We start from the raw sequence: 22,516 nt of genomic DNA, 5'->3' as shown, positions 1-22,516 counted from the left end.
ACATGGCGAATGCAAAAGGCAAAGTCACACAGATCATCGGGGCCGTCGTTGACGTGCAGTTCGAAGATCAGTTGCCTGAAATTCTGAACGCGCTGGAAACCACCAACAATGGCAAGCGCCTGGTGTTGGAAGTTGCTCAGCACCTGGGTGAAAACACCGTCCGCACCATCGCGATGGACGCGACCGAAGGTCTGGTCCGTGGCGAAGAAGTAACCGACACCGGCGCACCGATCTCGGTTCCGGTTGGTAACGCAACTCTGGGCCGCATCCTGAACGTGGTCGGCGAGCCGATCGACGAAAAAGGCCCGGTCGAAGCATCTGAGGCCCGCGCGATCCACCAGCCCGCACCCGAGTTCGACGAACAGTCGACCGAGTCGGAAATTCTGGTTACCGGCATCAAGGTTGTTGACCTGCTGGCCCCCTACGCCAAAGGCGGTAAAATTGGCCTGTTCGGCGGTGCCGGCGTTGGTAAAACCGTTCTGATCATGGAACTGATCAACAACATCGCAAAAGTGCACTCGGGCTTTTCCGTGTTCGCGGGTGTTGGTGAACGGACCCGTGAAGGGAACGACCTGTACCACGAGATGATCGAATCGAACGTGATCAAGCCCGACAACCTGTCGGAATCGCAGGTTGCGCTGGTTTATGGTCAGATGAACGAACCTCCGGGAGCGCGTGCACGTGTTGCTCTGACCGGTCTGACCCTGGCCGAGCAGTTCCGCGACCAGTCCGGTACTGACGTTCTGTTCTTCGTCGACAACATCTTCCGCTTTACGCAGGCGGGTTCCGAAGTTTCGGCTCTGCTGGGTCGTATTCCGTCAGCCGTGGGTTACCAGCCGACGCTGGCCACCGACATGGGCGCCCTGCAGGAACGCATCACCTCGACCAAGTCGGGCTCGATCACCTCGGTGCAGGCGATCTACGTGCCTGCGGACGACTTGACCGACCCCGCGCCGGCAACCTCGTTTGCGCACTTGGACGCGACCACCGTTCTGAACCGTGCGATCTCGGAAAAGGGTATCTACCCGGCTGTTGACCCGCTCGACTCGTCGTCGCGTCTGCTGGACCCCGCAATTGTGGGTGAGGAGCACTACGCAGTTGCGACCGACGTTCAGCAGATTCTTCAGCGCTACAAGTCGCTGCAGGACATCATCGCCATCCTCGGCATGGACGAACTGTCGGAAGAAGACAAACTGACCGTGGCTCGTGCCCGTAAGATCGAACGCTTCCTGTCGCAGCCGTTTGACGTTGCCGAAGTCTTCACCGGTTCGCCGGGCGTTCAGGTTCCTCTGGACGTGACCATCGCCTCGTTCAAAGCTGTTGTGGCTGGCGAATACGATCACCTGCCCGAAGCGGCCTTCCTGATGGTTGGCGGCATCGACGAAGTGATCGCCAAAGCGGAAAAGATGGCCGCAGAAGCCGCCTAAGGAGTATCCCTGATGGCAAACACGATGCAATTCGACCTCGTCAGCCCCGAGCGGAGCCTTGCTTCGCTTGAGGCCACCGCGGTCCAGATTCCCGGCGCGGACGGCGATATGACGGCGATGCCCGATCATGCCCCCACCATCACCACACTGCGCCCCGGTCTGCTGAAGGTTGAGGCACCTGCAGGAGCCAGCGAATACCTGGTTACCGGCGGGTTTGCCCAGATCAACGGCGACAGCCTGTCGGTTCTGGCAGAAAAGGCAATTCCGGTGACCGAAGTAACCCGGTCCCATCTGGATGACCTGATCGCCGAGGCTCGCGCCTCGCACGAGGCAGCCAAAGCAGGCGATGATCAGTCCATAGTCGACGACGCTGCCAAGCTGCTGGCCGATATGGAAGCTCTTGGAACGCATATGAGCCTGTAAGGTTCATGCAACTCTGATGAATTAAGACGGCCCTGCGAGATCGGGGCCGTTTTTTTATGCTGATTTCGCCTGAATCGCGGGCTAGGATTCAGGAATTGAATAATAAAGATGATGTAGATGAGAATATTTCGAACCCACCCGGTCGGAATCGACCAAGGCGAGGCAGTGCTATTTTCCGATTTCGCCGATGGTGGCGAGATGTGGACGGGTGACGGGCCCCGGGAACGGCGTAAACAAATCACCTTCGGTCAAGCCTTTCGGTCTCCACCGGTCGTGCAGCTGAACGTGTCTTTGTGGGATGTCGACACAACATCCGCTTTGCGCGCTGAAGTGGTGGCCGAGGACATCACCGCTGAGGGGTTCGCCGCCGTTTTTCGAACATGGTCCGACACACGCATCGCGCGGATACGGGTTACGTGGACCGCGATGGGGGACGTGGCCCATTTGGATGATTGGAATATCACCTGACGCTATTTGCCCACGCAACGAATGGGCATAAGCCTAAAATGCAACTATAGCGCACAGCTATGATTACCGGGACGGGCGCAATTGACGGCTCATCCTCTTGTGCATATGAGACGGTTTTGACGGCTTTGGGCGCGCGAAATAGATGTTTTCCGGTGGCCCCCCTTGCCAGACGTTGCTGACCCAGGAGATCGCGCCCTTGAAACTGCTTCTACATATCGGGACCGAAAAGACCGGCACGACGCTGTTGCAGCAATGGCTGTACCACAACAAGCATGCGCTGTCGAAACAAGGCGTTTTTCTGAGCAAAGTCTGTGGGTTTGGCAATAACCGCAAGCTTGTGTCGTTCTGCCAGACAATACTTGATGACTATAGCCAAATGGAAAAACTCCAGTCTGTGGAGGAAAAAGCACTTTTTTTTCAGAGCTTTGCTGAGGATTTCAGGGCCGAAGTTGCCGAGGGTGCCAAAGATCACAAGATCATGGTGATCACGTCAGAACATTTTCACAGCCGTATAAAGACATCCCAAGAGCTTGAATCCCTCAGTGTGCTTCTTGAAGACATTTTTGAGAGCGTGAAAGTCATCTGCTATCTTCGCCCGCAGTGGGACCTGAGAGAAAGCTTGTATTCCACTTCGGTCAAGGGCCGAAACGCGTCGTCGCTGGAACAGTTCCAAAGGGATATCGACACAGAAGATCATTACTACAACTATTTTAATCTTGTAAACTTTTGGGCCGGAGCGTTTGGCAAAGACAATATCGATCTGCGCTTATTCGATAGGTCTAAGTTCGCCCAAGGCGATCTGCGCAAGGACTTCTTGACAGCGCTGCCAATCGAAATCGATCAATCTGAGCTGTCCTTTGAGATAGAAAGCGCCAATGAAAGCCTGACGTTCCTGAAAAGCTGCGCCTACCGCGGGGTTAACCGCTCAATCCCCTACCAGAAAGAAGCAGGCGACATTAACCCTGCGAACATGCAGTGGAAGAAGACGCTTTTTGAGTGCGGGGCTTTGGATCAGGGAAAGCTACTGGATCCGGGGCGTGAGGACTTTTTTCGCCAATTTGAAGAGAGCAACCGGCGCCTGGCTGAGGCGTATTTTCACGACCGTGACGTTTTTCCGAAACCGGAAAAGCGACACAAAGAAGAGACTGTGTTCACACTGGAAGACGTGGGCAAAATTGTCGAAGATATCGCTGCCACAACCGCCGCAGACTTCGCCGCGGTTTATGAATCGGCCAAAGTGCCAGATGACGGGCTGCAGATCGAAAGCCCGCTGAATGCCAAGCTAAAGGCTGCAATCCGGGAGCGGGATCACGCCCGACGCTATCCCTGGAAATACCTGGTGTCGTCTCTTAAGGCGCGTCTAAAAGGAAACTAGCAGGGCAGAGTTCTTACAGGCGTCCCGCGGGGATTGAACCCAACCCGCCCCAAAGGTGGGGTGGGCAATGCCACCCCAGCCATTTTAGTCCATATGGTACAGCGACTCGTAGATCGGAGTCAGGGTCTTGTCCTCGAACAGCGAAGACACGGAAGTGCCGTTCCAGATGTTCAGGATGGCCTGCGTAAAGATCGGCGCGGTGGGAACGATGCGGATGTTCTTGGCTTTCGCAACTTCCGGTGTCGGCTGAATTGTGTCGGTCAGCACCAGCGATTTCATCACCGAGTTGGTCACACGTTCGACCGCAGGGCCGCTCATGACGCCATGGGTGATGTAGGAGTGGACCTCTTTCGCACCGTTATCCAGCAACACCTGCGCCGCCTTGCATAGCGTTCCGGCGGTATCGCACATGTCATCGACGATCAGGCAGATCTTGTCTTTCACGTCACCGATCACGGTCATCTCGGCCACTTCACCGGCCTTTTCACGGCGTTTGTCAACAATCGACAGCGGCGCCTCGATCCGCTTGGCCAGCTCACGCGCACGCGCCACGCCGCCCACGTCGGGCGAGACGACCATGATCTCATTCATCTGGTCCTTGAACTGGTTTTTCACATCCAGCGCAAAGATCGGCGAAGCATAGAGGTTGTCCACCGGAATATCGAAAAAGCCCTGAATCTGGGCTGCGTGCAGGTCCATGGTCAGAACCCGCTCGATTCCCGCGCCGGTCAGCATGTTGGCGACCAGCTTAGCGGAAATGGGCGTGCGCGCCTTGGTGCGGCGATCCTGGCGGGCATAGCCGAAGTAGGGGATCACGGCGGTGATCCGCTGCGCGGACGAGCGGCGCAGCGCATCGGCGATGATAAGCAGTTCCATCAGGTTATCGTTTGCCGGGTTCGAGGTCGGCTGGACGATGAACATATCCTCGCCGCGCACGTTTTCGAACACTTCGACGAAAATCTCGCCGTCGTTGAACCGCTCGACCCGTGCGTCGACCAGACCCTGATCGACACCGCGATACAGGCTCATGCGTCGGGCAATGGATTCGGCAAGAGGAAGGTTTGCGTTCCCAGCGATAAGCTTGGGTTCGTGGAGTGTCGGCATCGGCTGAGGTCCCCGGGCAGCAATAGCAATGTGACAGATTCGTGATGTTGACACCGCTTAGCATGGCCTTAACGTCCAGCAAAGGTAACGCAGCGGAGAAAGTGAACATGGCCACCATTGACTACTATTTTGCGACAATTTCGCCATTCACATATTTGGCAGGAGGACGGCTGGAAGAGGTCGCAGCCAAACATGGGGCTACAATCAATTACAAACCGCTGGATATCATGGCACTGTTCGGGCGTACCGGTGGGACGCCTCCCAAGGATCGGCATATCTCGCGCACCGAGTACCGCGCACAGGATTTGCAGCGGCAGGCCAGGAATCTGGGCATGGACTTCAACATTCAGCCTGCGCATTGGCCGACGAATATGGCGCCGTCCTCATATGCGGTGATCGCCGCTGCCCAAGACGGATCGGGCGACGTGGGCAAGCTGGTACAGTCCCTGCTGCGGGCCTGTTGGGCCGAGGAAAAGGACATCGCACAGGATGATGTGATCCGCGATTGCCTGTCGCAGGCCGGATTTGACCCAAACCTTGCCGATAGCGGTCTGTTGGTAGGCGCGGATACCTACGCGGCCAATCTGGAAGAGGCCGTGGATCGCGGTGCCTTTGGCGCGCCCTTCTATGTCACTGAGGACGGTCAGCGGTTCTGGGGGCAGGATCGGTTGGACGATCTGGATCGGCATCTGGCTGAGACCAAAGGGTAACGGGCCGCTTGTCCCCCATCCATGTCCGCACGTTGGGGCAGGGCGCACGAAAGGTGCTGGCCCTGCACTGCACTATTGCGCATTCGGGCGCGTGGACTGGTCTGTCTAACGCGCTGCAAGATGAGGCGACGCTGTTCGCCCCCGATATGCTGTCGCACGGTCGCAGCCCCGATTGGGACGGGCAGGGACAATTCTTTGACCTGTCAATCGAAATGGCCGCTGCGCAACTGACTGAGCCGATGGACATCATCGGCCATTCCTTTGGCGGTATGCTGGCCTTGTATCTTGCGATCACCCGGCCTGACCTGATCCGTAGTGCAGTACTGATCGAGCCGGTGTTCTTTTCCGTGGCCAGACAGGACGTCCCGGATCTGGTCGAACAACATGACCGTGCGGCACAGCCCTACACTGAGGCTCTGGCAGGCGGAGATATGGAACTGGCCGCGCGTCTGTTTAATCGGATGTGGGGTAACGAAGGTGGGCCCCGATGGCCGGATCTGCCCGAACGGACGCGCGCGGCGATGATCCGGGGCGTCCATGTCGTCCCCGCTTCCAAAAAGGTGTTGTTCCAAGATCAAAAGGGGCTGTTGGAACCTGGCGTTTTGAATCAGGCATCCATGCCGATACTGATCCTCAGCGGGTCTGAGACGATCCCGGTCATGCCCGCGATAAGTCAGGGATTGCAACAGCGTCTGCCCAACGCCTGCACCGCCGTGATTGAAGGTGCAGGTCATATGGTTCCGATTTCACACCCTCAGGCCACGGCGGACGCCATACGGTCCTTCTGGAATCGCATGAGTTAAAGTAGGGCGATGAAACGGTCGATTTCCGCCGCGCTGATCGACCAGTCGCAAACCAGCCGGCAGGCCAGAGTCTCGGTGTCATCCGCGCCTTCCAGTTCTCCACCCCAAAGGTGATAGACGGCCCCGGCCTCGTGCAACTGTTTGTGCTGTGCGCGTGAGAATTTGGCGAAGATCATGTTCGCCTGCGGTTCGTGCAGAAACGATGCGCCCTTGGCACGCAGTCCATCGGCCAGTCGGGCACCATTGTCATTGGCCTGACGCGCCATCTGCAGCCACAGGTCATCCTGTAAATAGGCTGCCATCTGCGCCGACAGATACCGGTGTTTCGAGAACAGATGCGCCCCCCGTTTGCGGCGCAGTTCAAACTCCCAGGCTTTGGCCTCGTCGAAAAAGACCACCGCTTCGACCCCCATCAACCCGTTCTTGGTGCCGCCAAAGCTGACCGCATCCACACCCGATTTCCATGTCATCTCGGCCGGAGAGCAGTTCAGTGCCACCAGCGCATTGGTGAATCGCGCGCCGTCCAGATGTACCGGAAGGCCAAATTCCTTGGCCACGCCACACAGCGCCTGCAATTCCGCCAGCGAGTAGACCGAGCCCCGCTCGGTCACCTGCGTGATCGACACCGGCCCGCGCTGAGGCCCGTGCACGCCGCGGGTCTCTTCGGCCATGATGGCACCGCGCAACGCCTCAGGCGTCATTTTGTCCCCGCCGGGCACCAGCGTCAGCTTGGCCCCGCTGTAGAATTCCGGCGCGTTGCACTCATCCTCGTGGATATGGGCGACAGGCGAGCAAAAGATCGTCTCCCATGGGTTGGAGAGTGTCGCCAATGCCAGAGAATTCGCCGCCGTCCCGGTTGCCACTAGGTAGACCGCCGCGCCGGGGGCCTCAAAGATGCCGCGAATACGGTCGCGCACCTCGTTCATAAGCGTGTCTGCCCCATAGGCCATCTGATAGCCCTCATTGGCGGCGTTCAGCGCGGCCATGACCTGTGGGTGAACCGGCCCGGAATTGTCAGAGGCGAAATACATCAGTTGGGCTCCTCGATGATATAGTCTTCCCACTCTTCAAGCGGCGTTTCGAACTCGGACACCGTGCGGCCCTGAACCGAAACTCCGGCGGCATGCACGCTGTCCGGCGTACCAGATATCAAAGGGTGCCAGTCGTAAAGGGGTTTGCCCTCCCACAGCAGGCGATAGGCGCAGGTCTGTGGCAGCCAATAAGCGTGCTGGTCGATATTGTCGGGCTTCATCACGATACATTCCGGCACGAATTGGTGGCGGATGTCATATTGGGTGCAGCGGCAGGTTTCATCATCCAGCAGACGGCAGGCAACGCAGGTCAGGGCGACCTCTCCGGTATCCTCATCTTCCAGCTTGTTCAGGCAGCATTTGCCGCAGCCGTCGCACAGCGCCTCCCACTCGCGCTGGTTCATTTTGGTCAGCTTTTTGCGTTCCCAGAAACGGGAGCTCAGGCCGTCGCGGTCAATCGGGTCGGTGGTCATAGCGCTGCCAGCAGGGTGCGTGCCTTTGCACAATCGGCATCCATCTGTGCGATCAACCCGTCCAGACCGTCAAAGGTCATCTCGGGGCGCAGGTATTCCACCAGCCCGACAGACAACGTCGCGCCATAAAGGTCGCCCGAGAAATCGAACAGGAAGGTTTCGATATTGGGAATCTCGCCATTGAACATCGGCCGTGTCCCGACCGAGGCCGCGCCGAGATAGCTGCCCTGATGCGGTCCATCCAACACGTCGACCAGCACCGCGTAGACGCCGAATTTCGGTGGGTGCAGGCCCTCGATGGACATGTTGGCCGTTGGAAAGCCCAGCTCGCGCCCGCGCTGTTCGCCGCCAATCACCTCACCCTCGATACGGTGCCAGTGCCCCAGCATCGCCGCTGCGTCCTGCGGGCGACCTTCGCTCAGCGCGGTGCGGATCGCGGTCGAGGATACAACGCTCTCGGTGCGCTCCATCAGGGGGGCGATGGTAACGCCAAACCCCATCTCTTGCCCAAAGCGCCGCAGATCGTCCGCCGTTCCGGCGCGACCTTTACCAAAGCAGAAATCGGCACCGACCACCACATGCGCCAGACCCAGCCCGTCGCAAATAACGCTCCGCGCAAAGTCTTCGGGTGTCAGGCTGGCCAGGGCCGCGTTGAAGGGCAACTCATACAGTTTCTTCACACCCAATTTTTGCAAACGATGCGCGCGGGTTGCGCCGCGCATCAAGCGAAAAGGGGGGGTGTCGGGGGCGAAATACTCGCGCGGATGCGGCTCAAACGTCAGTACACCCAGCGGTGCATCGGGGGCAGCACTGCGCGCCAGTTCGATGACCGAGCGGTGGCCGATATGGACGCCGTCAAAATTGCCGATCGCCACGCTGGCGCCGCGGTCCTGAGGTTCGATAAACTGATAATCCCGGATGATCTGCATGCGCAGTGGGTACTGTCCCTCAGCCCTATGTTCAAGCGCTTGATGTCAATAATACGCACCAGGCCAGCCGGTTCCAATCAAGACCTAAGCCGACCCCGTATGTATTTCGCCGCCGATCTGAAATGACTGGCTCCGGCGGCCTCGGCCCATCGGCCCGGTGTCCAGTTGTTTTTGGCACCTTTCATGGGCCCGCCATACAGCTGCGCGTCCGAATGCGTTTCGATGAAATCCATCAGTCTGCGATTGCCCGTATCAAGTGACTGGACCGCGTCTTCCCACGAAAGGTCTGTCTGCGTCCGGCGCAGCTGGGCATTGTAACGGCGAAGCTCGTTCCATTTGTACCCTTTGGCCGGGAAATGCACCTCTTTTCCCGCTTGCCCGTCCGCATACCAACCCAGAAACAAGTCGATCCAATGTGCCCGGTGGCCGATGATGTCCTTGATGGATGTATCTTCTTCATCCTTATCCAGGGCCTTCTGGGCATCCAGTGTCCCGATCAACGCTTGCAGTTTGGCGTATTCCTTAGCGGTGACTGCCCGAAGGTCTGCTTTGTTTGACGCGGCCATGATACACTCCTTGGAGGTTCGATCCCCGTCCAAGTGTATTGTGTCGCGCCACAACAAGTATGATGTATGTCAAAGGTTGCAGGGATGGCTCAGTCGAACTTGCGTGACGGGGCCAGCACCATAGCCTCGCCCACCAGCACTTTCTTGCCGTCCACAGCGCAGTGACAATCCAGCTTCACCCGACGTTTGGCGAAATCGATGTCGATCACCTTAACCTCGGCATAGACCATGTCACCCGGGCGGACCGGAGCGAGGAATTTCAGCGACTGCCCCATATAGACCGTGCCGTGACCCGGCAATTGCTCGCCAATCACGGCCGAGATCAGCCCCGCCGTCAGCATTCCATGGGCGATGCGGCCCTCAAAGATCGTATCGCGGGCATAATCGTCATCCAGATGCACCGGGTTCCGGTCGGTCGAAACCTGCGCGAACATCTCAATATCTTCGTCTGTCACCACTTTGCGCAGGTGGCGGGTCATGCCCATTTCGATGTCTTCGATACAGATCGTGCCGCGCGGAAGATTGTCCAACATGTCGCCCTCACTTACATCTTGCGGGCAACAAAAAAACCAAAGCTACCCAAGTTCGGTAACTTTATTACTTCGCAGTCGCAGAAAATCAAGCTTTTTCTATCTACCGCAAGCGACCGATTGTATATGTTGGATTGATATTTTCCCTTTTGATGTAATCGGTTAGGGACTCGTGATGGGGGTGGTGCGACGTTTTGGTCTCGGCCGCAGCCAGCCCGCCTGAAATGAACAGAGAATCAATCCCCTCTCCCATGCCGCCCAGAATGTCGGTGTGGGGGCCATCGCCGATCACCATAATATCGCCATCGGGGATGTCATGGCCCAGCTCTTGCAGCCGACGGCGGGCCAGATCGTAGATCGGCGGATGCGGCTTGCCGAAATAGAGGCTCTCGCCGCCCATCTCGGTGTACAGCTTCGCCAGTGCCCCGGCGCACCATTCGCGAACCTCACCTCGGTCAACGACAATATCGGGGTTGGCGCAGAGCAGTTTCATCCCCTTTTGCTTGGCATAGAGGAAATCCGCGCGGTTGACGTCAGGGTCTGCCATAGGATCAAACGGGCCGCAGCACACAATCCCCTCTGCTTGATCCAGCGGCACACGCTCAATGTGAATCGGGTGGTCCAATAGTTTCAGCGGTTCAAAGAACCCGGCATCCCGCTGCCATTCGCCCATGAAATAGACCTTTTCACCGACCGCGCCCCGGAACATGGCCGAACGCGCGGAATCCCCGCTGGTTGCGATGGTGTCATAGGCATCTTCGGGCACCCCGAACTGCGCCAGCTGATCCGCAACGCCCGCGCGCGGTTTCGGAGAGTTTGTCACCAACACGACAATTCCGCCTTTGGCGCGATAGGCTTGCAGGGCGGCGACAGCCTCGGGGTAGGCGGTGATGCCATTGTGAACGCAGCCCCAAAGATCGACAAACAGCGCTTTGTAGCGATCAGAGACTTCGGACAATGCGTGGATGATCTGCGTCATGATGGGCCCCTGTTGGCACGGCTGGAAACGTGCCTAAGCCTATGGCAGAGCCTGAGCCGTTTGGCCAGTAGGGGGCGTTGCCCCCGCCGCCCGTTGCGGGCGACTCCCCCGGGATATTTTCAGACAGATGAAGCAAGGGATCCTTCATTCATCTGTCCTCAAATATCCCGGAGCGCGAGGCAGAGCCTCGCAAGAAAAAGGCGCCCCGCAGGGCGCCCTTGGATCGGATCAAACCTTGAGGTTCGGAATGATCTGCTTCTTGCGGCTCATGATGCCGGGCAGAACAACCGCGTCGCCGTCAACCGATGCGCCAAAGCTTTTTTCGGCGACCCCTTTGACCAGATCGTTGGGGACCAGCAGGGTGGCTTCTTCGTTCAGGATGTCGACAACAAACAGCAGAACCTGATCGACGCCGTCTTCTTTGGCAACATCGACCATCGATGTGGCAAGGCTGTCTTTGCGGTCCAGTACGACGCCCGGCGCGGTGGTTTCCAGAACCGAGACGCGGAACTTGGTTCCGTCGACCTCATATTCCTTGCTGTCCATGCGGATCAGTTCAGCGTCCGAGAAAGACGACACATCCGATTTCGCCGCAAACATGTCAGCCGCATAAGCCGAGACGTCCAGACCCAGCTCAGCCGCCAGTTTTTCGGCCACTGCGCGGTCATGCGCGGTGGTGGTGGGCGAGCGGAATTCCAGCGTGTCCGACAGGATGCAGGTCAGCGCTGCGCCTTTGATGGCGTCGGGCATTTTGGCGGCGTCGTCGCCCATCAGGTCAACCATGATGGTCGCGGTGCAGGCCAGCGGGCGCACGGTGATGTCGATGGGGCCTTTGGTTTCCAGACCGCCGACCAGCTTGTGATGGTCGATGATCGCGCGGATGTCGGCGCTGTTGACGCTGGCGGGCAATTCGGCGGGGTTGTTGGTGTCGACGATCACGACCGGGGCATCCGCGTCCACGTCCTCGATGATGCGCGGCTTGGGCAGGTCCCAGCGTTGCAGCATAAAGGCGGCTTCGGTGTTGGGTTCGCCCAGCAGAACGGGCTCGGCCTGTTCGTTTTTCACTTCGTTCAGATACCAGGACCACAAGATCGGTGAGCCAGTGGAGTCGGTGTCGGGGGATTTGTGGCCAAATACAAGGGTTGTCATGTCAGCGTCCTGCGGATGATAAATTTGCGCGCCTTATAGGGCGGACTGCCGGGGTTGTCACCCGGCAGAGTTTACGCTGCGACGGTTGGTCTGGATTCTGCCAGCTTTGGCTCAGAAAGGTGCGCGGGTCAGAGAATATCCGGCCTGTTGCAGCTGGTTCAGTAACCCATGCGTGCCACTCAGATGTCCGGCCCCAACGGCGATTACGGCGGTTTGGTCCTGAATGCCCAGGATCCGAGGCATCCAGTTGTTGTTGCGGGCGATCAGCAGATGATCCTCGAACGCGCTCCATTCTTCCCGGAACTCTGCTTCGGTCAGGTCCGCATATTCGCGAGCAATAAGGCGGGACACTTCGACGGCCTTCAGGTGTTGCTCATCGAAATAGGCCTCGGCCAAGGTGGCCAGTTGGTCGTCGCTGTTTTTGAAGGTGCCGACCATGCGGGACAGCGATTGCACCTGTTTTTCCAAAGGGTGGAGATTGAACAACCCGATGATATCATCGACGCTTTCCAGCGAATGCTGGGGAATGCCGTGTTCCAGGGCCAGATCGGCGAGGCGAGAATCCATGCCGTGATCCGCGTTTTCCTCGCCTGCCAAACAGGCGGGCATCGCCAGCATCATCCCCAAAAACCATGGGCGCATTTTGGCCGCCATCCAACCGGGCACGCCCCGTTCAGCCAATGAGACGGACAGCGCCTGCCAGTCCTCGGGCGTCATCAGGTCGATGAGTGTCGGCCCGGAGGTGATCATGACCGGGCTGAAATCCTCGGCCAGATTCCGTTGCCAGGCATCCATCTCGTCCTGAACGATCTCGAAGTAAAACGCATCTGCCTGGCTCAGGGTTGGTGTCAGGCGTTCGATAATGGCGGTCATGCGTGCATCATTCAGGTGCAGGGTTCCAATAAGATGCAGGACCGTTTTGTCCTTTTGGGCGATCCAGTGGTTGCCTTGGGGGAAAGGCGTATTGGTCAGGGTGTTTTCCAGCTCGGCCTGGGCTTCGGGGGGTAAATCCTGGGTCAGGTCGCGCCCTTCGCATGCAGCAAACAGGGTGGATGGAAGCAACAGACTGAGTGCGAGCAACATGAGGCGCATTTGGAATTTACCTTTGAAATCAGCATTGCGGCAACTCTGCCTCGCACGTGTTCGAGGCGCAAGTTCGATCTGATTGCGGGGCTTATCGGCTGGCAATCTGTGGCAAATCGCCTAGCATGCGGCCATGGACCGCGAGCAGGACCTTTACCCTCCAATCAAGGCGCTGTTGCAGCGTCAGGGCTACCTTGTCAAAGGCGAGGTCGGGGCCGCTGACATTGTTGCCGTGCGCGATGACGACGACGTTGTCATTGTTGAGTTGAAGCTTAGGTTCTCCTTGGCTCTGTTCCATCAGGCGATCACGCGTCTGAAAGTGACCGATCAGGTCTATATCGGTGTCTGCAAGCCCACAGGCCGCACCGCGCGGCGCGCCTTGAAGGACAATTTGGCCCTTTGCCGTCGTTTGGGGCTGGGCCTGATCACAGTTCGGGCCGATGGCGCGGTCGAGGTGCAATGCGATCCCGGCCCCTATGCGCCGCGCAAGAACAAGGCCAAAGCGGCGCGCCTGTTGCGTGAGTTTGACCGGCTAGAGGGCGACCCGAATGCAGGCGGGGCCACGCGGCACGGCATCGTCACCGCGTATCGTCAGGATGCGCTGAAGTGCGCCGCACATCTGGCCGAGTTTGGCGCTACCAAAGGGGCCGAAGTGGCCAAGGCAACCGCCGTACCCACCGCGACGCGCCTTATGCGTGAAAACCACTATGGCTGGTTTGAGAAGGTTGAAAAGGGTGTCTACGGCCTGACCGACGCGGGGCAGGAAGGGTTGAAACACTGGGCCTATAGTTGGGAACAGCCGGACTGACGGCTCAGATCAAAAAATCTTTCACAGCTTGTTGACTCGGGGATTTTGACCCCCTAGCTATGCGTCGTTATCACTCGGCAAGCATGAGTGCTAACGCCTCGCCAGTCGGCGAGGGGAGGATAAACAAACTTTGAGCCCAAGGAGCTGCAAAGATGGCATTGAAACCGCTTCATGACCGCGTGCTGGTTCGCCGTACCGAAAGCGAAGAGAAAACCGCAGGCGGCCTGATCATTCCTGACAGCGCTAAAGAAAAGCCCAGCGAAGGCGAAGTCGTTGCAACCGGCGAAGGCGCACGCAAGGACAGCGGCGAGCTGATCGCAATGGCTGTTAAAGCCGGTGACAAGATCCTGTTCGGCAAATGGTCGGGCACCGAGGTCAACGTCGGTGGCGAAGAGCTGCTGATGATGAAAGAAAGCGACATCATGGGGATCATCGAGTAAGCCGCGCGCTTCACTCTGATCTTCATCTCAATACATTTTCTCAAGGAGAAACGATATGGCTGCTAAGGACGTCAAGTTCGACACCGATGCCCGTAACCGTATGCTGTCCGGTGTGAACATCCTGGCCGACGCGGTAAAAGTGACCCTGGGCCCCAAAGGCCGCAACGTGGTTCTGGACAAATCCTTTGGCGCGCCGCGCATCACCAAAGACGGTGTTTCGGTTGCCAAGGAAATCGAACTGGAAGACAAGTTCGAAAACATGGGCGCGCAGATGGTGAAAGAAGTCGCCAGCCGCACCAATGACGAAGCCGGCGACGGCACCACCACCGCAACCGTTCTGGCACAAGCCATCGTTCGCGAAGGTCTCAAGCAGGTTGCAGCTGGCCTGAACCCGATGGACCTGAAGCGCGGCATCGACCTGGCCACCGCCAAGGTTGTTGAAGGCATCAAAGATGCATCGCGCGAAGTCAAAGACTCGGCCGAAGTTGCTCAGGTTGGCACCATCTCGGCCAACGGCGAAGCCGAAATCGGCAGCCAGATCGCAGACGCGATGCAGAAAGTTGGCAACGAAGGCGTTATCACCGTCGAAGAAAACAAAGGTCTGGAAACCGAGACCGACGTTGTCGAAGGTATGCAGTTCGACCGTGGCTACCTGTCGCCTTACTTCGTCACCAACGCAGACAAGATGATCGCAGAGCTCGACGACTGCATGATCCTGCTGCACGAAAAGAAACTGTCCTCGCTGCAGCCGATGGTTCCGCTGCTGGAGCAGGTGATCCAGTCGCAAAAGCCGCTGCTGATCATCGCGGAAGACGTTGAAGGCGAAGCGCTGGCAACTCTGGTTGTCAACAAACTGCGCGGCGGCCTGAAAATTGCTGCTGTCAAAGCACCGGGTTTCGGCGATCGCCGCAAAGCCATGCTGCAGGACATCGCAATCCTGACCGGCGGTCAGGTCATCAGCGAAGATCTGGGCATGAAGCTCGAGTCCGTCACCATGGACATGCTGGGCACCGCCAAGAAAATCGAAATCACCAAAGACGAAACCACCATCGTTGACGGTGCAGGCGAGAAAGCCGAGATCGAAGCACGTGTTGCTCAGATCCGCACTCAGATCGAAGAAACCTCGTCGGATTACGACCGTGAAAAGCTGCAAGAACGCGTTGCCAAACTGGCAGGCGGTGTTGCTGTTATCCGCGTCGGCGGCATGACCGAAGTGGAAGTGAAAGAGCGTAAAGACCGTGTGGACGATGCTCTGAACGCAACTCGCGCTGCTGTTCAGGAAGGCGTTGTTGTGGGCGGTGGTGTTGCACTGGTTCAGGCCGGTAAAGCGCTGGAAAACCTGGAAGGCGCAAACGCTGACCAGAGCGCGGGCATCAACATCGTTCGTAAGGCAATCGAAGCGCCGCTGCGCCAGATCGCCGAGAACGCAGGTGTCGACGGTGCGGTTGTTGCGGGCAAAGTCCGTGAATCGTCCGACGCAGCATTCGGCTTCAACGCACAGACCGAAGAATATGGCGACATGTTCTCGTTCGGTGTGATTGACCCTGCCAAAGTTGTCCGGACCGCTCTGGAAGATGCGGCATCGGTTGCTGGCCTGCTGGTCACCACCGAAGCGATGGTTGCAGACCGTCCGGCCAAAGAAGGCGCGGCACCTGCCGGCGGCATGCCCGACATGGGCGGCATGGGCGGCATGATGTAAGCACGGCGAATTTCCGTCAGGAAATTTTGCCGATCCCGACAGGCGCTTGGTCCATGGGGCCAAGTTGCCGAATGGGAAGCCGCAGAGCTTATGAACGGGGTCGCCTTCGGGCGGCCCCATTTCGTTTCGCAGCGCGCCAGAATGTGAGTGTGCAAACGCGGCAGAACCCGGTATGCGGTTGATATGAAACTGTTCCTGCTGACCGCTTTGACCATGGTTGCCTTTGCCGCCAATTCGATCCTGAATCGTCTGGCTATCGACAGCGGGGCAAGCGACCCTGCGGGGTTCGCCGTCATGCGGGTTCTGGCCGGTGCCGTTGTTCTTGCTGCTTTGGTCTGGCTTCGCGGCGGGGGGATGCCACTTGGCAGTCCGCGCCGGATTGCAGGGGCGGGGTCACTGTCGCTCTATATGATCGGGTTTTCGGTCGCGTATCTGACGCTGGATGCGGGTCTTGGTGCGCTGATCCTGTTTGGCGTTGTGCAGATCACGATGTTTACGGTGACGTCGGCGACCGGAGCCACGCCAACCTTGCGACAGGTCGCGGGGGCCGCAATCGCGCTGGGCGGGCTGGCCTTTGTGCTTTGGCCGTCGGGGGCGGTGCAGGTCGATTTGACCGGAGCCCTTCTGATGATCGCGGCGGGTATTGGGTGGGCGATCTACTCGCTGGTTGGACGCTCTGAACCGGACGCCCTGGCGGGAACGGCGGCGAATTTTGTCGTGGCCTTGCCAGTGACCGGTCTGGCGCTGTTGCTGATCGGTGGGGCGTGGCACATGACCGCTGCGGGCTATCTGCTGGCGGCTCTGTCTGGCGGCGTGACTTCGGGACTGGGATATGCGCTATGGTACCGCGTTCTGCCGCAGCTTGCGGCCACGACAGCGGCGGTCGTGCAACTGAGCGTTCCGATCATAGCAATTCTGGGTGGTGTTCTGCTGTTGGGGGAAACCGCCAGCTTGCGCCTTGTTCTTGGGGCGGTACTGGTTCTGGGCGGCATCGGGCTGGCGGTGCTGCGCCTGAAAGCGCGCTAGGGGTTTCATCGACTGCGCATAGCGCTTATCTGGCGGCTATGAGATACGTGCTCGCCCTGTTCCTGTTTCTTGTTCCAGCCGTGGCCCAGGCTAAATGCGTGGTGCTGCTGCATGGGCTTGCCCGGACCGAGGCGTCGTTTACCGTCATGGACCAACTGTTTCAGGCGCATGGTTACACCGTGGTTCGGCCGGGCTATCCCTCGACCGATCTGCCCATTCCAGAGCTTGCAGAGCAGACCCTGCCGGATGCGTTTGCAGGTTGCGGTGATGACACGGTGAATGTGGTGGCCCATTCCATGGGTGGTATCCTGTTGCGTTACTGGTTGCAGGACAACCATCCTGAAAACCTCGGTCGTGTCGTTATGCTTGGCCCGCCCAACCAAGGCAGCCAACTGGTGGACGAACTGGGCGCATATGAAGTGTTCGGTATGCTCCACGGCCCGGCAGGGCTTGCGCTGGGCACCGGGCCCGAAGGCATTCCCAGCATGCTGCCACCGGTGGATTTCGAGCTGGGCGTGATCGCGGGCGAGCATTCGCTGAACCCTGTGTTTTCCTCGATGATCGAGGGTAAGGATGACGGAAAAGTCTCGATCGAGACCACCAAGGTCGAAGGGATGGCGGATCACATTGTCTTGCCGGTGACGCATACATTCATGATGAACAACCCCCGCGTCATGGCGCAGGCACTGCATTTCATCGAGTTTGGTCAGTTTGACCCGCAGATCACATGGCTGGACGGGGTGTTGGATGTAATCGACGAAATCTGTATCGGGCAGGATTGCTCGGAGCCCGCATCGGAGCCTTCTGAATGACCGCATTGAACCTGACCCTGACCGGCGCAGAGGTGCTGCTGCCGGACGAGGGCCTTGCGCGCGCTGAGCTTTCTATCGCCGAAGGTGTCATTCAGGTTGATCGCGCGGGACGCGAGATCGACCTCTCGGGTTACCTCGTGCTCTCTGGCATCATCGATCTGCATGGCGACGGGTTCGAACGTCATATTGCGCCACGCCGTGGGGCGATGAAGCAGATGGACGAAGGTATCCTCGCGGTCGAGGCTGAGCTGGCCGCCAATGGTATCACCACCGCCGTTCTGGCCCAGTTCCACAGCTGGGAGGGCGGCGTGCGCGGCCCGGAATTCGCAGGGCAGGTGTTTGATGCCATCGCCTCGGTCAAGGGGCGAGTGGTCACGGATCTGATGCCCCAGCTGCGGTTTGAAACCCATATGTTGGACGATTATGACGGGCTGCCCGACCGCATCACCAAATGGCAGGTGCCTTATGTGGTGTTCAACGATCATCTGCCGCATGACCGTCTGTCTGAAGGGCGCAAGCCCCCTCGTCTGACCGGTCAGGCGCTAAAGGCCGGGCGCAACCCAGAGGCGCATTTTGAGATGCTGCTGTCGATGCATGCGCGCGGGTCAGATGTTCCCGCTGCGCTGGATCGCCTTTGCGCAACACTGGCAAGCCAAGGCGTGCGGATGGGCAGTCACGATGACGCCACCGCAAAAACCCGCGCGGACTGGCGCGCGCGGGGCGCGCGGATCGCCGAATTCCCCGAAACGCTTGAGGCGGCCGAGGCTGCGCGGTCCGCAGGTGACCATATCATACTGGGTTCGCCCAATGTGGTGCGGGGCGGCTCACATAAGGGCAATGTCAGCGCGCTTGATCTGATCTCGATGGGCTATTGCGATGCGCTGGCCTCAGACTATCACTATCCCAGCCCGCGCCGAGCGGCGTTAATGCTGGCCAAATCCGGTCTGGTCGACATGGCCGGGGCTTGGGCGCTGGTTTCATCAGGCCCGGCACGGGTCCTTGGTCTGGATGACCGGGGGACTCTGACCGCCGGAAAACGCGCCGACCTGACCATACTGGACGCCAATACACACCGCGTCGCCGCGACGCTGGCAAATGGCCGCATCAGCTACATGGCCGGAGATATAGCGACGCGGTTCATCCGCTGATCCGCGCTTCATCTGGCTAAAAATATCCCCGCCGGAGGCATCGCGCGTCAGCGCGAGTCCCTAGCGGATCACGCGGTTGAAATGGCCCATCTTGCGGCCTGCCTTGACTTCGGCCTTGCCATAGAGATGCAGCGCCACGTCCCGTTCCTGAGCTAGGTCCGGCACGCGGTCCATATCGGCGCCGATCAGGTTTTCCATCACCACATCCGTGTGGCGCTGCCCATCGCCCAAAGGCCACCCGGCCACGGCGCGGATATGCTGTTCGAACTGATCCACGGCGCAGCCATTCTGCGTCCAATGGCCCGAGTTATGCACGCGCGGCGCAATCTCGTTCACGATCAGACCGGCGGGCGTGACAAACAGCTCAACCCCCATGACACCCACATAGTCCAGCGCGTTGAGGATATTGGCCGCAAGCAGCACCGCATCCGTGCGTTGCGCGGGGCGCAGGCGGGCAGGGACAGTCGTGGTGTGCAGGATACCGTCGCGGTGCACGTTCTCGCCGGGATCGAAACAGGCGACCTGTCCGTCCAGCCCGCGCGCGGCGATGATCGACACCTCGTGGCTGAATTCAACAAACCCCTCAAGGATTGCAGGGGCCCCGGCCATATCGACCAAGGCGGTCTCGGCATCCTCGGGTGCGCGCAGTCGGGCCTGACCTTTGCCATCATAACCAAATCGACGGGTTTTCAGGATCGCAGGGGTTCCGATCTGATCAATCGCGGCTTTCAGGCTGTCCAGATCGGTGATGTCCGCAAAAGGCGCGGTTTGCAGACCAAGCCCTTGCAGAAAATTCTTCTCGGTCAGCCGATCCTGACTGACCCGCAGCGCCTCACGCCCCGGACGGATCGGGCGATGCGCCTCAAGCAAGTCCAGCGCTTCAGTCGGTATGTTTTCAAACTCATAGGTGATGACATCGACGGACTCGGCAAAAGCTTTCAGCGCGTCGGCATCGTCATAGGCCGCTGTGGTCACACGGTCGGCGACCTGCCCGGCAGGCGGGTTGGCGCCGGGTTCATAGATATGCGTCACAAACCCCAGACGGGCCGCCGCAACGGACAGCATTCGGCCCAGTTGTCCACCGCCAAGGATGCCAATCGTGGCACCGGGTGCAAGCATGTCGGTCATTCTTCAGGTCTCCAGCCGTTTGCCGATTGCCGTCAGCGCGTCGCGCAGCGCCTCATGGGCCTTGTCTGTTTGCAGGGCCTGCGTCATCTGCAGGCTCAGGGTACCATCCGTTGCCAGCGCATCGCGCTCTGACGCCAGCCGTCCGGCCTGACCCTTGTCCATGGTCGCAAGAAAGCCTGCGATCAATTGGGTTGTATAGAATTCCGCGCCGTCGGCATCACCGGTCTGTTCGGCCAGCCAGCCCGCGCCGGTGGCCAGCAGGTCCAGAATACCGGGAACCATCGCGCAGATCGCGAAGTGAGCATTCAGAGAGGCTTCGCTGGCCACTTTCACTACCGGGTTCTCGGGCGATAGCAGATCGGCCAACAGCTGATCGTTTCCGTATGCCGCCATGGGGCAGCCGCCCTGTTCCAAAAAGCCCAGCGGGATCGTTTGCACAAAATCCCCGGCAGGCGCGCAAAGTGATCTGAGCTCTGCTTCGGACACTGCAGCCATGACCGATATGATCCGGTGGTCCGGGCGAAAGGTCAGGGGCTCAAGCACATCGGGCGCGATATGGGGGCGCAGGCACAGGAACACGATATCGGATTGATCGATCACCGATTGCGGATCACCGACCGTCGCATTGATGTCCGACTTCAGCGCGGCTGAGACCGAGGCGTTGCGTTCGGTCACATGGATCTCGTGCCCTTTGCCTGCCAGCAGGCGCGCAATCGGCGCGGCGATATGGCCCGTGCCAATGAACCCGATGCGGCTCATCCCTGCGGCTCTTCCGGGATCGAGGCTGACAGGGCCTCGCGCCACGCATCCAGTCGCTGGGCCAGAGCGTCATCTTGCAAAGCCAGAATGCCTGCGGCCATCAGACCCGCATTGGCCCCGCCAGCGGCGCCAATCGCCATGGTTGCGACCGGAAAGCCCTTGGGCATCTGCACGATGGAATAGAGCGAGTCGACCCCCGACAAGGCACGCGTCTGCACCGGCACACCGATCACCGGCACGCGGGTTTTCGAGGCCATCATACCCGGCAAATGCGCGGCCCCACCGGCCCCGGCGATGATCACGTCCAGACCGCGCGCAACGGCAGTCTTTCCATACTCCCACAAACGATCAGGGGTGCGGTGGGCCGACACGATGCGTTTTTCATACGCGATGCCCAGCTCGTCCAGAATATCTGCGGCCTCTTTCATGGTGGGCCAGTCTGACTGGCTGCCCATGATGATCCCCACTTTCACATCGCTCATCCGCTTGAATCCCTGCCTTCTGAGAGAGCGCGCACTATAGCCAAATCCGACTTCGTGGCAATGCGTCAGGCGATGATGTCAGGGGTCAGGCGATCTTCGATCAGGCGAATGATGTCCTTGAGCCGCAGTTTCTGCTTTTTCAACCGCTTGATGGTCAACTGGTCGGCCGTCCCGGTGGATTGCAGCGCCTCGATCGCTTCGTCCAGATCGCGGTGCTGGCGGCGAAAAACCTCCAGTTCGACCCGCAAGACGTCGTCTGTTTTCATCGAAATATCGGTGGGCGCGTTCATGAGCGACTCAGTGCCTTTTGTGGTGCTTGACACACAAGATAGTGTGTCAGGCTTTATCCGGCCAGACCTTGTGGACATCCCGGCATATTCCCATATTCTATTCTACGCGGTTGCCAGAACGGGGCCGCACCCACACGTCGCTTTGGCAAAAAAGGACGAAATACGTGTCAAAACTTACTCTGGGCTCATACCCGCATCTTTTGGGGTTCGAGCAGCTGGAACGCCTTCTGGAACGGTCTGCAAAGGCCGGTAACGAAGGGTATCCGCCCTATAACATCGAACAGACCTCGGATTTTTCGTACCGCATCACTCTGGCGGTGGCTGGCTTCGCCGAGCAGGATCTGTCGATCACCATCGAGGATCGCCAACTGGTGATCCGGGGCCGTCAACGCGACGACAGCGAGGGGCGTATCTTTCTGCACCGTGGCATCGCGGCGCGTCAGTTCCAGCGCATGTTCGTGCTGGCCGACGGGGTCGAGGTGGGCGAGGCGATCATGGAAAACGGTCTGCTGCATGTGGATCTTACCCGCGCCGTGCCCGAAACCGTGGTGCAAACGATCAACATAAGAAAGGGGTAAGAGCAATGAATACACCGATTGAACTGAACACCGAAGGCGACCGTATCGTCTATGTCAAAGCTGTCGATGTCGCTGATCTGCCTTTGGAAGTGCGTGAGCAGGCGGGCGATCTGGATCAGCTTTATGCGGTCCACGATTCCGATGGTCAGCAGTTGGCGCTGGTCGCCGATCGCAAACTGGCTTTCAACCTCGCGCGCGAGCATGACTTTTCCCCGGTGGCCGTGCACTGATCTGCACGATTTCCCCGTGACATCTGCCGCCCCGCAGGCGAGATATGCGGACCTGTGACGGTTCGC

At 59.1% G+C, this 22,516-nt stretch carries 27 protein-coding genes; 14 read left to right on the top strand and 13 right to left on the bottom strand.

Annotation, left to right across the window (positions count from 1 at the left end):
* Positions 1-2 precede the first annotated feature (2 nt).
* The 4 genes from atpD (at position 3) to ACRZ94_RS04655 (ending at position 3,693) form a co-directional block, all read left to right on the top strand.
* Positions 3-1,427 (top strand): F0F1 ATP synthase subunit beta, encoded by a 1,425-nt coding sequence (gene atpD, locus ACRZ94_RS04670; protein ID WP_480650098.1) that lies wholly within the window; start codon positions 3-5, stop codon positions 1,425-1,427.
* Between the two features lie 12 nt (positions 1,428-1,439).
* Entirely contained in the window at positions 1,440-1,850 is a 411-nt protein-coding gene (locus ACRZ94_RS04665; RefSeq protein WP_480650099.1) for a F0F1 ATP synthase subunit epsilon, read from the top strand.
* Between the two features lie 117 nt (positions 1,851-1,967).
* Positions 1,968-2,318: an H-type lectin domain-containing protein gene (locus tag ACRZ94_RS04660; RefSeq protein ID WP_480650100.1), complete on the top strand. Its 351-nt coding sequence runs from the start codon at positions 1,968-1,970 to the stop codon at positions 2,316-2,318.
* Between the two features lie 196 nt (positions 2,319-2,514).
* Positions 2,515-3,693, top strand: coding sequence for a hypothetical protein (locus tag ACRZ94_RS04655; protein ID WP_480796771.1), 1,179 nt, complete (start codon positions 2,515-2,517; stop codon positions 3,691-3,693).
* 84 nt (positions 3,694-3,777) lie between these two features.
* Here ACRZ94_RS04655 and ACRZ94_RS04650 read toward each other — a convergent pair whose 3' ends face one another.
* On the bottom strand, positions 3,778-4,797 hold the full coding sequence (locus ACRZ94_RS04650) for a ribose-phosphate pyrophosphokinase (protein ID WP_480650102.1): 1,020 nt from the start codon (positions 4,795-4,797) through the stop codon (positions 3,778-3,780).
* Between the two features lie 107 nt (positions 4,798-4,904).
* Here ACRZ94_RS04650 and ACRZ94_RS04645 point away from each other — a divergent pair, with 107 nt between their 5' ends.
* Positions 4,905-5,507, top strand: coding sequence for a DsbA family protein (locus ACRZ94_RS04645; protein WP_480650103.1), 603 nt, complete (start codon positions 4,905-4,907; stop codon positions 5,505-5,507).
* Between the two features lie 8 nt (positions 5,508-5,515).
* Positions 5,516-6,310: an alpha/beta fold hydrolase gene (locus ACRZ94_RS04640; RefSeq protein ID WP_480650104.1), complete on the top strand. Its 795-nt coding sequence runs from the start codon at positions 5,516-5,518 to the stop codon at positions 6,308-6,310.
* Here ACRZ94_RS04640 and ACRZ94_RS04635 read toward each other — a convergent pair.
* The 8 genes from ACRZ94_RS04635 to ACRZ94_RS04600 form a co-directional block, all read right to left on the bottom strand.
* Positions 6,307-7,341 carry a threonine aldolase family protein gene (locus ACRZ94_RS04635; RefSeq protein WP_480650105.1) on the bottom strand — a complete coding sequence of 345 codons (1,035 nt, stop codon included), beginning with the start codon at positions 7,339-7,341 and terminating at the stop codon, positions 6,307-6,309. The two genes, ACRZ94_RS04640 and ACRZ94_RS04635, sit on opposite strands and share 4 nt — an antisense overlap.
* Positions 7,341-7,814, bottom strand: coding sequence for a YcgN family cysteine cluster protein (locus ACRZ94_RS04630; RefSeq protein WP_480650106.1), 474 nt, complete (start codon positions 7,812-7,814; stop codon positions 7,341-7,343). Before ACRZ94_RS04630 ends, ACRZ94_RS04635 begins: the two co-directional genes overlap by 1 nt.
* Positions 7,811-8,743, bottom strand: a complete 933-nt coding sequence (locus tag ACRZ94_RS04625) for a bifunctional riboflavin kinase/FAD synthetase (RefSeq protein WP_480650107.1) — start codon at positions 8,741-8,743, stop codon at positions 7,811-7,813. The genes ACRZ94_RS04630 and ACRZ94_RS04625 overlap by 4 nt, the downstream gene beginning before the upstream one ends.
* 77 nt (positions 8,744-8,820) lie before the next feature.
* Positions 8,821-9,309, bottom strand: a complete 489-nt coding sequence (locus ACRZ94_RS04620; RefSeq protein WP_480796770.1) for a ClbS/DfsB family four-helix bundle protein — start codon at positions 9,307-9,309, stop codon at positions 8,821-8,823.
* 89 nt (positions 9,310-9,398) lie between these two features.
* The gene (locus ACRZ94_RS04615) at positions 9,399-9,842 is read right to left on the bottom strand and encodes a MaoC family dehydratase (RefSeq protein ID WP_058275996.1); all 444 of its coding nucleotides are present in this window, start codon (positions 9,840-9,842) and stop codon (positions 9,399-9,401) included.
* Between the two features lie 100 nt (positions 9,843-9,942).
* Complete coding sequence (locus ACRZ94_RS04610) at positions 9,943-10,818, bottom strand: TIGR01459 family HAD-type hydrolase (RefSeq protein WP_480650109.1); 876 nt, start codon at positions 10,816-10,818, stop codon at positions 9,943-9,945.
* A gap of 228 nt (positions 10,819-11,046) precedes the next feature.
* Positions 11,047-11,967 (bottom strand): manganese-dependent inorganic pyrophosphatase, encoded by a 921-nt coding sequence (locus ACRZ94_RS04605; protein ID WP_480650110.1) that lies wholly within the window; start codon positions 11,965-11,967, stop codon positions 11,047-11,049.
* A 111-nt stretch (positions 11,968-12,078) separates the two neighbouring features.
* On the bottom strand, positions 12,079-13,059 hold the full coding sequence (locus ACRZ94_RS04600) for a TraB/GumN family protein (RefSeq protein ID WP_480796769.1): 981 nt from the start codon (positions 13,057-13,059) through the stop codon (positions 12,079-12,081).
* Between the two features lie 124 nt (positions 13,060-13,183).
* Between ACRZ94_RS04600 and ACRZ94_RS04595 the strand changes: the two genes are divergently transcribed.
* From ACRZ94_RS04595 to ACRZ94_RS04570, 6 genes are all read left to right on the top strand, one after another.
* Positions 13,184-13,858 carry a DUF2161 domain-containing phosphodiesterase gene (locus ACRZ94_RS04595; protein ID WP_480650112.1) on the top strand — a complete coding sequence of 225 codons (675 nt, stop codon included), beginning with the start codon at positions 13,184-13,186 and terminating at the stop codon, positions 13,856-13,858.
* Between the two features lie 152 nt (positions 13,859-14,010).
* Positions 14,011-14,298, top strand: a complete 288-nt coding sequence (locus ACRZ94_RS04590; protein ID WP_155144864.1) for a co-chaperone GroES — start codon at positions 14,011-14,013, stop codon at positions 14,296-14,298.
* Positions 14,299-14,353: 55 nt separating this feature from the next.
* Positions 14,354-15,997, top strand: coding sequence for a chaperonin GroEL (gene groL / locus ACRZ94_RS04585; protein ID WP_480650113.1), 1,644 nt, complete (start codon positions 14,354-14,356; stop codon positions 15,995-15,997).
* 183 nt (positions 15,998-16,180) lie between these two features.
* On the top strand, positions 16,181-17,023 hold the full coding sequence (locus tag ACRZ94_RS04580; RefSeq protein WP_480650114.1) for a DMT family transporter: 843 nt from the start codon (positions 16,181-16,183) through the stop codon (positions 17,021-17,023).
* A gap of 38 nt (positions 17,024-17,061) precedes the next feature.
* Complete coding sequence (locus tag ACRZ94_RS04575) at positions 17,062-17,835, top strand: alpha/beta fold hydrolase (RefSeq protein WP_480650115.1); 774 nt, start codon at positions 17,062-17,064, stop codon at positions 17,833-17,835.
* The gene (locus ACRZ94_RS04570; RefSeq protein ID WP_480796768.1) at positions 17,832-18,983 is read left to right on the top strand and encodes an alpha-D-ribose 1-methylphosphonate 5-triphosphate diphosphatase; all 1,152 of its coding nucleotides are present in this window, start codon (positions 17,832-17,834) and stop codon (positions 18,981-18,983) included. The genes ACRZ94_RS04575 and ACRZ94_RS04570 overlap by 4 nt, the downstream gene beginning before the upstream one ends.
* A gap of 60 nt (positions 18,984-19,043) precedes the next feature.
* On the opposite strand, the gene ACRZ94_RS04565 is transcribed toward ACRZ94_RS04570, so the two are convergent.
* The 4 genes from ACRZ94_RS04565 to ACRZ94_RS04550 all read right to left on the bottom strand — a co-directional run bounded on the left by ACRZ94_RS04565 (position 19,044) and on the right by ACRZ94_RS04550 (position 21,642).
* Complete coding sequence (locus ACRZ94_RS04565; RefSeq protein ID WP_480650117.1) at positions 19,044-20,111, bottom strand: 5-(carboxyamino)imidazole ribonucleotide synthase; 1,068 nt, start codon at positions 20,109-20,111, stop codon at positions 19,044-19,046.
* Positions 20,112-20,114: 3 nt separating this feature from the next.
* Positions 20,115-20,870 (bottom strand): NAD(P)-binding domain-containing protein, encoded by a 756-nt coding sequence (locus ACRZ94_RS04560; RefSeq protein ID WP_480796767.1) that lies wholly within the window; start codon positions 20,868-20,870, stop codon positions 20,115-20,117.
* Positions 20,867-21,352 (bottom strand): 5-(carboxyamino)imidazole ribonucleotide mutase, encoded by a 486-nt coding sequence (gene purE / locus ACRZ94_RS04555; RefSeq protein ID WP_480650119.1) that lies wholly within the window; start codon positions 21,350-21,352, stop codon positions 20,867-20,869. Before purE ends, ACRZ94_RS04560 begins: the two co-directional genes overlap by 4 nt.
* Before the next feature lie 65 nt (positions 21,353-21,417).
* Complete coding sequence (locus tag ACRZ94_RS04550) at positions 21,418-21,642, bottom strand: YdcH family protein (RefSeq protein WP_480650120.1); 225 nt, start codon at positions 21,640-21,642, stop codon at positions 21,418-21,420.
* 164 nt (positions 21,643-21,806) lie between these two features.
* Between ACRZ94_RS04550 and ACRZ94_RS04545 the strand changes: the two genes are divergently transcribed.
* Together ACRZ94_RS04545 and ACRZ94_RS04540 are read left to right on the top strand one after the other, a co-directional pair.
* Complete coding sequence (locus tag ACRZ94_RS04545; protein ID WP_058280036.1) at positions 21,807-22,220, top strand: Hsp20 family protein; 414 nt, start codon at positions 21,807-21,809, stop codon at positions 22,218-22,220.
* 5 nt (positions 22,221-22,225) lie between these two features.
* A complete protein-coding gene (locus ACRZ94_RS04540; RefSeq protein WP_480650121.1) occupies positions 22,226-22,450 on the top strand; it encodes a DUF1150 family protein in 225 nt (74 codons plus the stop codon).
* The last annotated feature ends 66 nt before the right edge of the window (positions 22,451-22,516 follow it).

The sequence above is a fragment of the Ruegeria sp. CH10 genome (assembly GCF_056537125.1).
This window is presented reverse-complemented; position numbering and strand designations above follow the sequence as displayed.